This is a genomic window from Frankia sp. CcMO1 (assembly GCF_977945845.1).
In genome coordinates, this window is sequence record NZ_CDWTMG010000161.1 from 1 (window position 1) to 10,965 (window position 10,965).

Here is a 10,965-nt window from a genome sequence, read left to right on the forward strand (position 1 = left end):
ATTTTCTGACTACTGGCTGGCGGCACCCGCTCCAGTCCAGCGCCGCCGGCGAATCTGGGGGACCGAATTCGGGGGACCTGAATACGGTCTGCGCTCCCTGGACCGTGACTGGCTCCCCAAAACTCGGCTGCCCGGACACCCTGCCCGGAGCCCGGCAGGTCGCGGGAGCGGCCGGCTTCCGCCTCCTGGTCATGGTGGCATCTATTGTATGGATGTCCTACTATCTGGAAGCTAAGGGTTCTAGGTATCTCCGTCCGCCACATCGTCCCCGGGAGCCGCTTCGATGTCCTCCGACGCGATGTCCTCCGACGGCCGGCACGAGCCGGCTGCCGCGCTGCACACACCAGTTCATCCGGTCCGGATCGTGACGGCGGCCTCACTCTTCGACGGGCATGACGCGGCGATCAACATCATGCGTCGCCTGTTGCAGGCGCAGGGCGCCGAGGTGATCCATCTCGGGCATGACCGCAGCGTCGAGGAGGTCGTCACCGCCGCGATCCAGGAGGACTCCCAAGGGATCGCCCTGTCGTCCTATCAGGGCGGGCATGTCGAGTACTTCAGCTACCTCATCGAGCGCCTCCGCGCGCGCGGAGCAGGCAACGTCTGGGTCTATGGCGGCGGCGGCGGGGTGATCGTGCCGGCGGAGATCGACCTGCTGCACGCGCGCGGGGTCGCGCGCATCTTCTCCCCGCAGGACGGGCAACGGCTCGGTCTCGCGAAGATGATCAATATGATCATCGAGGCCTGTGACGTCGATCTGACGGAGGACGGGCCGAAGCTTGATGCGGTGGCGGCTGGTGAGGACGGCGCGCTCGCCCGGGCGATCACCGTGCTCGAGGTGGGCCGGGACCCGCGACTCGCGGCGGCGCTGCAGGACGAGGCCGCCTGCCGGCCGCGGGTTCCGGTCCTCGGTATCACCGGCACGGGTGGTTCGGGAAAGTCCTCACTCACCGACGAGCTGATCCGGCGCTTCCGCCTCGACCAGGGCGACAGCCTGCGGATCGCGGTGCTCGCCATCGACCCCAGCCGTCGGCGGGGCGGCGGTGCATTGCTCGGTGACCGCATCCGGATGAACTCCCTGGGTGACGGCACAGCAGGGAACGTGTTCTTCCGGTCCCTGGCGACGCGAGCGGGGGGCAGTGAGGTTCCGGCTCCCTTGGCGGATGTGATCACGGCCTGCCGGGTGGCCGGTTACGATCTGGTGATCGTCGAGACGCCGGGCATCGGGCAGGGTGACGCGGCGATCGTTCCGTTCTGCGATGTTTCGCTGTACGTGATGACACCCGAGTACGGTGCGGCCTCACAACTCGAGAAGATCGATATGCTGGACTTCGCCGACGTGGTGGCGGTGAACAAGTTCGAGCGGCGCGGCGCCGAGGATGCCCGGCGTGACGTCGCCCGGCAACTGGTGCGCAACCGGCAGACGTTTGACCAGTCCTGGGAGGACATGCCCGTCTTCGGCACCTCGGCCGCCCGGTTCCACGACGATGGGGTGACCGCCCTGTATCAGCACCTCGTCGGGCGGCTACGCAAACACGATCTGTCTACCGTGTCCGGCTCGTTGCATCCGGTGCACGGGCGGACCTCCACCGAGCTGACCACGGTCATTCCGTCCGCCCGGGTACGCTACCTGGCCGAGATCGCCGAGACGGTGCGGGGCTATCACGCCGAGACCGAGCGCCAGGCACTGCTGGCCCGCCGTCGTGAGCATCTGACGACGGCCCTTGCGGCACTGGCCATCGCTGGCGCTGGCGCGGCGCCGGCGGAGCTCACCACCCTCGCCATGCTGCGCGACGAGGCCGAAGCCGCCCTGGCTCTCTGGACGAGGGAGCTCCTGGCGCAATGGCCGGCGATCGTCGAGGAACGTCAGGGCGAGAAGATGACCTATCTCGTCCGGGGAACCGAGATCCACACCCCGCTGGTGCGCACCACGCTCAGCGGGACTCCGGTCCGGCGGGTGGCGGTACCCGCCATCGACGACGACGCTCGCCTGATCCGCTTCCTGCGGCGTGAGAACCTGCCGGGCTATTTCCCCTTCACCGCCGGCGTCTTTCCGTTCAAACGGGCCGGAGAGGCCCCGGCGCGAATGTTCGCCGGTGAAGGTGACCCCTTCCGGACCAACCGCCGGTTCCGCTTCCTCTCCGCCGGCTCGCCCGCGACCCGCCTGTCCACCGCCTTCGACTCGGTGACCCTCTACGGCCGCGATCCCGCGTCCCAGCCCGACGTCTATGGCAAGATCGGCACGTCGGGCGTGTCGATAGCGACGTTGGACGACATGAAGGTCCTGTTCGCCGGGTTCGATCTGTGTGATCCGTCGACCAGCGTCTCGATGACCATCAACGGCCCGGCGCCGACGATCCTGGCGATGTTCCTGAACGCCGCGATCGACCAGCGCCTAGACGCCTTCCGCGCCGAGCACGGCCGGGAGCCGAGCGCGGACGAGGCCGCCGAGGTCCGGGCCCGCACGCTGGCCACGGTCCGTGGCACCGTGCAGGCGGACATCCTCAAGGAGGACCAGGGGCAGAACACCTGCATCTTCTCCACCGAGTTCGCGTTGCGGGCGATGGCGGACGTGCAGGAGTGGTTCATCGAACACGCGGTCCGGAACTTCTACTCGGTATCGATCTCCGGCTATCACATCGCCGAGGCCGGCGCCAATCCTATCAGCCAGCTCGCGTTCACCCTGGCCAACGGCTTCACCTACGTCGAGGCCTATCTGGCCAGAGGGATGCGCATTGACGATTTCGCCCCGAACCTGTCGTTCTTCTTCTCCAACGGGATGGATGCGGAGTACACCGTCATCGGGCGGGTGGCTCGCCGGATCTGGGCGGTGGCCATGCGGGAGCGATACGGTGCCGCCCCCCGGTCGCAGATGCTGAAGTATCATGTACAGACGTCGGGCCGGTCGCTGCACGCGCAGGAGATGGCCTACAACGATATCCGGACCACGTTGCAGGCGCTGTGCGCGATCTACGACAACTGCAACAGCCTGCACACCAATGCCTACGACGAGGCTGTGACGACTCCTACGGAGAACTCCGTCCGCCGCGCGTTGGCCATCCAGATGGTCATAGATCAGGAATGGGGACTCGCCGCCAACGAGAATCCCCTGCAGGGATCGTTCATCGTCGATGAACTGACCGACCTGGTCGAGGAGGCGGTGCTCGCCGAGTTCGAGCGGATCAGCGACCGCGGCGGTGTACTCGGCGCGATGGAAACCGGCTATCAGCGGGGACGCATCCAGGACGAGTCGATGCTGTACGAGCGGCGCAAGCACGACGGCACCCTGCCGATCATCGGGGTGAACACGTTCCTGCGGCCCGAGTCGGCCGGCACCGATCCCGACTCCGAGGGAGGTCCGATGGAGCTCGCGCGGGCCACGGAGGAGGAGAAGCAATCTCAGCTCACTCGGCTGGAGGAGTTCCACCGCCGGCACGGCGCCGAGGCGGGCGCCGCCCTGGAACATCTGCGGGAGGTCGCCAGGAGCGGGGGGAACACGTTCGCGGCGCTGATGGAGGCGGTCCGCGTCTGCTCCCTCGGGCAGATCTCCCAGGCATTCTTCGACGTGGGTGGGCAGTATCGCCGTAACGTCTGATTATGTCCCGGGTGGCGCCCGCCGTTACATCGATCGGCGTTACGCTGGTCGGTGCGCCGGGCGCCGCGGCAATCTCCGGGTACGCATGAATCTTTGCCAGCGCGTCCGTCCTGGGGTGCAATGGACGCTGCCCGCCGCGACGGTCCCCGGCTGCCAGGCCGGGCGGGAACCGTCCCATGAAGTGCAGGAGCGTCGACAAGTCGTGGCCACCCCGAAACCGTTGCCAACCGACCCCATAGCGGAGGCCCATCGGCACTGGACTGCCCACGGCTGGGGGGCGGCCGCGGACGGCATGGCAGCGGTCACCTCCCTGATGCGGGCGCAGCAGATCGTCCTCGCCCGGGTTGACGAGGTCCTGCGCCCCCTCGACCTGACCTTCGCGCGCTATGAGCTGCTGATGCTGTTGATGTTCAGTCGGGCCGGATCGCTGCCCCTCAACAAGATCGGAAGTCGGCTGCAGGTCCATCCGACCAGCGTCACCAGCGCGGTCGACCGGTTGGAGGCGAGGGGGCAGGTGCGGCGTACCCCGCATCCCACGGACCGGCGGGCGATTCTCGCGAAGATCACCGAGGAGGGCCGGGCCACTGCCATGGCCGCGACCGAGAAGCTCAACGACACCGTCTTCGCCGATCCCGGGCTGGGTGACGGCGGGGTGCGCACGCTCATCGACCTGCTGACCGATCTGCGCCGGGCCGCCGGCGACTTCTGATCCGACGGTCGCCTGATCCGACGGTCGCCCCGGAGATCGGTGTGATCCGCTCTCCCGTCGCCGTCGGCCCGTCCGCGACTACCCTCTAAAGCTGTGACCTACCTCGACCACGGGGCGACGACGCCGATGCGACCGGAATCGCTCGCCGCGTACACCGCGGTGCTTGCCGATACCGGCAATGCCTCGTCTCTGCATGCCAGTGGCCGCCGTGCCCGCCGCATCGTCGAGGAGTCCCGCGAGACGCTCGCCGGAGTGCTGGGCGCCCGCCCGTCCGACGTGGTGTTCACCGGAGGCGGTACCGAAAGTGACAACCTCGCCCTGAAGGGTCTGTACTGGTCACGCCGCCGGGCCGAACCGGGCCGGCGGCGGGTACTGGTCAGCGCCGTCGAGCACCGGGCCGTCCTGGACACCGCCGACTGGCTCGGCCGGGCGCAGGATGCCGAGGTCGAGCTGCTCGCGGTCGATGCCGCGGGAACCGTGCATCCGGACACCCTCGCCGCCGCCCTCGACCGGGATCCGGACTCGGTGGCCGTCGTGTCGGTGATGTGGGCGAACAGCGAGGTCGGCACCGTTCAGCCGATTGCCGAGCTCGCGACGATCGCGCACCGTCACGGCGTGCCCTTCCACACCGATGCCGTGCAGGCGTTCGGCCAGATCCCGATCGCCGTCACCGACGAGGGCCCCGACGCCATCACGGTCAGCGCGCACAAGATCGGGGGGCCGATCGGTGTCGGTGCCCTGGTGGTGCGCCGGGGATTGGCGATGGAGCCGCTGACCCACGGCGGCGGTCAGGAGCGCGACATCCGGTCCGGAACGCTGAACACGGCCGGGGTGGCGGCGTTCGCGGCGGCCGCGGCGAAGGCGTGCGCCGAGGCGCCGCAGGAGAGCGTCCGGCTGGCGGCCCTGCGTGACGACCTGGTGCGCCGGGTCCGGGCGGAGGTCCCGGAGGCGGTGCTCAACGGCGCCCCGCTGCTCGGGGACGGCGGCGGCGGGGACGGCGGCGGTCCAGGGCCGCACCGGCTGCCGGGAAACGCCCATCTGACCTTCCCCGGCTGCGAGGGAGACTCGCTGCTGATGCTGCTCGATGCCTGGGGGATCGAGTGTTCCACCGGCTCGGCCTGCTCCGCCGGAGTGGCGAGGCCGTCGCACGTGTTGCTCGCGATGGGAGCGGATGAGGCACACGCCCGCGGATCGCTGCGGTTCTCCCTCGGGCACACCTCACGGGCCTGCGACGTCGACGCGCTGGTCGCGGCGATCGGGCCGGTCGTCGAGCGGGCGAGCCGTGCGGGGGCGCTGGCCGGCACGAGCGGCAGCCTGAGCGGCACCTGAGATGCGATGCCCATGATGCCTCGCTCCCGTCCACGTGGTTCCCTGAGGTTCGGCGGAGATTCGGGGAGGTGATGGTCTGATGCGGGTGCTCGCCGCGATGTCCGGCGGGGTCGACTCCGCCGTCGCCGCCGCCCGGGCGGTCGACGCCGGTCACGACGTCACCGGGGTGCATCTGGCGTTGTCGCGCTCGCCGGAGTCGGACCGGACCGGAGCCCGCGGCTGCTGCACCATCGAGGACGCCCGGGACGCCCGGCGGGCCGCCGACATCCTCGGCATCCCGTTCTACGTCTGGGATCTCGCGGACCGGTTCGAGACCGACGTCATCGAGGAGTTCGTCGAGTCCTACGCGGCCGGTCGCACGCCCAACCCCTGCGTGCGCTGCAACGAGCGCATCAAGTTCGCGGCCGTACTCGACAAGGCCCTCGCGCTCGGCTTCGACGCCGTCGTCACCGGGCACCACGCCCGGCTCGATCCGGACGGCACCCTGCGCCGCTCGGTGGATCCGGACAAGGACCAGTCCTACGTCCTGGGAACGCTGCGTCCCGAGCAGCTCGCCGCCGCGCGGTTCCCGCTCGGGGATTCCACCAAGGCCCAGGTGCGGGTAGAAGCGGCCGAGCGTCGCCTCGCCGTTGCGGACAAGCCGGACAGCCACGACATCTGTTTCATCTCGCATGGGGACACCGGTGGCTGGTTGCGCGAGCGGCTCGGCCCGCGGCCGGGTCCGGTCATCGATGCGACGACTGGGCAGACGCTCGGGCACCATGACGGCGCCTACGCCTTCACCGTGGGTCAGCGTCACGGGCTGAAGCTCGGGCGGCCGGCCTCAGACGGCCGGCCGCGCTATGTGCTGGACATCTCCCCGGTGACGTCGACGGTCACCGTCGGACCGGCCGAGGCGCTCGACGTGCGCCGGCTCGTGGCGGACCGGGCGGTCTGGCCGCACGAGGGGGCCGTATCATGTCTGGCCCAGGTGCGGGCGCACGGCGGGGTGGTACCGGCGGTGGCGCAGGCGCGCGGCGAGGAGCTCGTCGTGACGCTGACGACGCCGGTCCGCGGCACGGCCGCCGGCCAGGCGGTGGTGCTGTACGACGGTGACCGGGTGCTTGGCGGAGGGCACATCCGCACTACCGGTGGTTAGCCGGGCGCCTGGTCGGCGGGCCGTCGACGGAGCGGGCCCGGAGCGGGCCCGGAGCGGACGTGGCCGGGGATCTCCCGCGGACTCCCGGAGGATGTCAAGACATGAGTACTGACGCTGCACGGATGTGGCCGGCCGGCGCGGCCACCGGGGTGGGCTCGCTGCCGGGAACGGATGCGGCCCAGGCCGTCAAGCTGGTCTTCGACGAGCTACCGGACCTGCCGTATCTGCCCGAACTGCCGGCCAGGGGACCCGGGGGTGCGATGGTCGGGCGGGCGGCGGCGATCCTCGTCGACATGCCGGTGGACCTTCAGCCGGCCGGCTGGCGGCTGGTTCCCCGACCCGGCCTGGACCTGCGCCGGTCACGGGATCTGCTCGAACGCGACCTGGACGCGTTGACGGAGGTCGCCGCCGGCTACGCGGGACCCTTCAAGATTGCCGCGACCGGCCCGTGGACGCTGGCGGCCGAGCTGGAGCTTCCCCGCGGGCACAAGGCGTTGTCAGATACCGGCGCGACCCGTGACATCGCCGACGCACTGGCCGCGGGGCTCGTCGAACAGGTCGAACAGATCGCCCAGCGCGTCCCGGGGGCGCGGATCCTGGTCCAGTTCGACGAGCCATCGCTGCCGGCGGTGCTCGCGGGCCGGATCCGCACTCCGAGCGGGTTCTCGGTGCTGCCCGCGGTCGAGGAGGGCTTGGTCGTGGAGCGGCTGCGGATCCTGCTCGGTGGCCTGCGGGCGCTGCCGGCGACCGGCGGAGTCGGGGTGCACTGCTGCGCTCCCGCGGTGCCGCTGGCGGCGTTGCGCGCGGCGGGCGTGGACTTCGTCGGTCTCGACGTCACCGCGCTCACCCAGGCCGAGGACGACGCCGTCGGCGAGATCGTGGAGGCCGGAGTGCGGTTGATGGCGGGTCTCGTCCCCACCAGGCCGATTTCACCGGCCGCGCCGATTTCACCGACTGGACCGGCCGCACCGGCTGGTGCAGCCGGACGGGCTGTGTCGGCCGCACCGAAGTTGTCGGCCGCACCGAAGTTGTCGGATGCCCGCCGTACGGTCGAACCCGTCATCGCACTGTGGAGCCGGTTGGGATTCCGGCCCGAGCAGCTCGGGGAGGTGGTCGCCGTGACGTCGACCTGTGGCCTGGCGGGCCTGGGAACGGACGATGCCAGGACGGTGATGCGCCACTGCCGGAAGGCGGGGCGGGTTCTGGTCGACGCGCCGTCGTGAGCGCGACAACCGGCACGGCCGGTACAGCCGACGAATCCGGCGTGGCTTCGGCGGCGGCTTCGGCGGACGAGCGGGCCCGCGCCGCCAGCCTCGCCCGCGAGCTCGACGAGCACGCGTACCGCTACTACGTGCTCGACTCCCCGACGATCTCCGATGCCGAGTACGACCGGTTGATGGCGGAGCTCGCCGCGCTGGAGGAGCGGCATCCCGACCTGCGCACGCCGGACTCGCCGACGCAGAAGGTGGTCGGTTCCTACTCGACCCTGTTCACCCCGGTCGAGCATCTCGAACGGATGCTGTCCCTGGACAACGTCTTCGACGACGACGAGTTCCACCAGTGGGCGGCGCGCGTGGCCCGGGAAAGCGAGGTCGACGCCTGGCTCTGCGAGCTGAAGATCGACGGGCTTGCCGTGGACCTCGTCTACGAGGACGGTTACCTGGTGCGTGCCGCGACGCGCGGCGACGGCCGGACGGGGGAGGACATCACCCCCAACATCCGCACCCTGGCGAGCGTGCCGGTGCGGCTGCGCGGGCCGCGGGTGCCCGAGCTGCTGGAGGTGCGGGGCGAGGTCTTCTTCCCGACCGCGAAGTTCGCCGAGCTCAACGCCGGGCTGGTGGCCGCGGGGGGCAAACCGTTCGCGAACCCGCGTAACGCCGCGGCCGGATCCCTGCGGCAGAAGGATCCCCGGGTCACCGCCACCCGGCCGCTGGAGATGATTGTCCATGGCCTGGGCGCGCAGCGCGGCTTCGAGGCCACGTCCCAGTCGGCGGCCTATGCCCGCTTCGCGGAGCTCGGGCTGCCCGTCGCCACCCACTTCGAGGTCCTGGCGGTGGTGCCCGGCGTGCTGGACTACGTGCACCGGTGGGGCGATGCGCGCCACGGCGTGGTGCACGAGATCGACGGAGTGGTCGTCAAGGTCGACTCGTTCGCCCTGCAACGCCGGTTGGGCTCCACCTCGAAGTCCCCCCGCTGGGCGGTGGCCTACAAGTATCCACCGGAGGAGGTCACGACCAAGCTGCGCGATATCCGGGTGAACGTGGGCCGCACCGGCCGGGTGACCCCCTTCGGGGAGCTGGAGCCGGTCCTGGTCGCCGGGTCCACGGTGGGCCTCGCGACCCTGCACAACATCGATGAGGTCGGCCGCAAGGGGGTGCTCATCGGGGACACGGTCGTCCTGCGCAAGGCCGGGGACGTCATCCCGGAGATCGTCGGCCCGGTCGTCGACCTGCGGGACGGTTCCGAGCGGGCCTTCGTGATGCCCACGCGCTGCCCGGAGTGCGGCACCGAGCTGGTGCGGCCCGAGGGTGAGGTCGACATCCGTTGCCCGAACACCGTCTCCTGTCCCGCGCAGCTGCGGGAGTCGATCTTCCATTTCGCCTCCCGGGGGGCGATGGACATCGACGGGCTCGGGTATGAGACGGCGACCGCCCTGCTCGAGGCGGGCCGGGTGCGTGACATCGGCGACATCTTCCACCTGACGCCCGAGTCCTTCGAGGGGCTGCGCGGGTTCGCGCAGAAGAAGATCGACCAGATTCTGCGGGGGGTCGAGGCCGCGCGGCACCGGCCGCTCTGGCGGCTGCTGGTCGGCCTGTCGATCCGCCACGTCGGGCCCACGGCGGCGCGGGCGCTCGCCCGGGAACTGCGGTCGCTGGAAGCGATCGCCGCCACGCCGGCCGAGGACCTCGCCGCGGTCGAAGGGGTCGGTCCGAAGATCGCCGGCGCGGTGGTCGACTGGTTCGCCGATGAGCGGCACCGCGACATCCTCGCCAGGATCGCCGCCGGCGGGGCACGGCTCGCCGACGTCGGCGCGGAGGAGGGCCCACGTCCCCTCGACGGCGTCACCGTCGTCATCACCGGCACGCTCACCGACTGGAGCCGCGACTCGGCCAAGGAGGCGGTCGAGGCGCGCGGCGGCAAGGTCACCGGCTCGGTGAGCAGGAAGACCACCGCCGTCGTCGTCGGCACGGATCCAGGGGCCTCGAAGTACGACAAGGCGCGCAGTCTCAGGATCCCCATGCTGGACGAGGCCGGATTTGCCGTTCTGCTGGCGCAGGGGGTCGACGCGGCCAGCAAGCTCGCCGTTCCCGTGGACGGTCCCGAGAAGGCCGAGACCCCGGTGGAATAACGTGGGGAAGGCTCCCCCACTCAGAAACGGCCCGTCCTGGTCAGGCTCGCGGCGATGCCCGCCAGATGGGCCAGCCGGTCGATCTCGGAGGAGCGGAACCGGGGGCCGCCGGGCCGCCCGACCAGGATCACCAGCCGGTCGCCGCCGACCGGGGCCGCGGCGAGTTCCATGCTGACCGCCCGCCAGCGAGGCGGGAAGGCGCCATCCTCGGCCCCGATCCGCCGCGCCCGTTCCAGCGGCAGCCAGGGCAGGGGTAACCGGACCCGTTCAGGGACACCGAGATCGTCCCCACCGAGGGCCGGAGCGCCCACCGAGGTCTCCCGGACCCGGACGTCATCCGGCCCGACGTGCTCCAGCAGCATCGCCCAGTCGGCGTGGAAGACGCCGGGCGCGAGGTCCGTCAGGGTCGTCGCGGCGTCGTGCGGCCGATCGGTCAGGGCGTCCACCAGGTCGAGGTCGTTGCCGACACCGCCCCCGTCGGCGAGAAACGGCCGAAGCGACTCGACGATCACGCCCGGAACCGACTGGGCGGCGGTGAGGACGCGATCGGCGAGGCCGCCCGGTGGCAGGAGCACGAGCAGATCGTCCACGGCTCCGTCGGCGGTGCGCTCGACGACGGTGATGCTGACGATGTCGATGCTCGCCCTGCCCAGGGCCGTGGCCACTGCGCCGAGCGTTCCCGGGCGGTCCGGCAGCATGAGGCGAAGCAGGTACGACATGTAGCTGAGCATGCGCAAAGGGCATGTCGGCGGGATGGCCGACCGGTCACGTGAAGATAACGCCCCCGCCGGCCGGCGCCTCCCCCAGGAACCTCGCCGAAGGCGAGGTGACGGAAACCCCGAAGG

7 protein-coding genes are annotated in these 10,965 nt (G+C 70.7%); 6 read left to right on the forward strand and 1 reads right to left on the reverse strand.

The annotated features are described in order from the left end of the window. The first annotated feature begins 283 nt into the window (after positions 1 to 283). The 6 genes from icmF (at position 284) to ligA (ending at position 10,120) form a co-directional block, all read left to right on the forward strand. Positions 284 to 3,595 carry a fused isobutyryl-CoA mutase/GTPase IcmF gene (gene icmF, locus AC08OU_RS17270; RefSeq protein WP_476605327.1) on the forward strand — a complete coding sequence of 1,104 codons (3,312 nt, stop codon included), beginning with the start codon at positions 284 to 286 and terminating at the stop codon, positions 3,593 to 3,595. Positions 3,596 to 3,797: 202 nt separating this feature from the next. Then, positions 3,798 to 4,304, forward strand: coding sequence for a MarR family winged helix-turn-helix transcriptional regulator (locus AC08OU_RS17275; RefSeq protein ID WP_462188250.1), 507 nt, complete (start codon positions 3,798 to 3,800; stop codon positions 4,302 to 4,304). Positions 4,305 to 4,397: 93 nt separating this feature from the next. Continuing rightward, positions 4,398 to 5,633 (forward strand): cysteine desulfurase family protein, encoded by a 1,236-nt coding sequence (locus AC08OU_RS17280; RefSeq protein WP_476601238.1) that lies wholly within the window; start codon positions 4,398 to 4,400, stop codon positions 5,631 to 5,633. A 79-nt stretch (positions 5,634 to 5,712) separates the two neighbouring features. Continuing rightward, positions 5,713 to 6,771, forward strand: a complete 1,059-nt coding sequence (mnmA, locus tag AC08OU_RS17285) for a tRNA 2-thiouridine(34) synthase MnmA (RefSeq protein ID WP_476601236.1) — start codon at positions 5,713 to 5,715, stop codon at positions 6,769 to 6,771. Between the two features lie 101 nt (positions 6,772 to 6,872). Beyond that, positions 6,873 to 7,994, forward strand: a complete 1,122-nt coding sequence (locus tag AC08OU_RS17290; protein WP_476605328.1) for a methionine synthase — start codon at positions 6,873 to 6,875, stop codon at positions 7,992 to 7,994. Beyond that, positions 7,991 to 10,120: an NAD-dependent DNA ligase LigA gene (gene ligA / locus AC08OU_RS17295; RefSeq protein ID WP_476601232.1), complete on the forward strand. Its 2,130-nt coding sequence runs from the start codon at positions 7,991 to 7,993 to the stop codon at positions 10,118 to 10,120. Before AC08OU_RS17290 ends, ligA begins: the two co-directional genes overlap by 4 nt. Before the next feature lie 20 nt (positions 10,121 to 10,140). On the opposite strand, the gene AC08OU_RS17300 is transcribed toward ligA, so the two are convergent. Then, positions 10,141 to 10,851 (reverse strand): ACT domain-containing protein, encoded by a 711-nt coding sequence (locus AC08OU_RS17300; protein ID WP_476601230.1) that lies wholly within the window; start codon positions 10,849 to 10,851, stop codon positions 10,141 to 10,143. Positions 10,852 to 10,965 lie beyond the last annotated feature (114 nt).

Excerpts from the sequence above, each read along its gene's own strand:
- icmF (WP_476605327.1), top strand. The coding sequence starts at position 284 with ATGTCCTCCGACGCGATGTCCTCCGACGGCCGGCACGAGCCGGCTGCC.
- mnmA (WP_476601236.1), top strand. The coding sequence starts at position 5,713 with ATGCGGGTGCTCGCCGCGATGTCCGGCGGGGTCGACTCCGCCGTCGCC.
- AC08OU_RS17290 (WP_476605328.1), top strand. The coding sequence starts at position 6,873 with ATGAGTACTGACGCTGCACGGATGTGGCCGGCCGGCGCGGCCACCGGG.
- AC08OU_RS17300 (WP_476601230.1), bottom strand. The coding sequence starts at position 10,851 with ATGCTCAGCTACATGTCGTACCTGCTTCGCCTCATGCTGCCGGACCGC.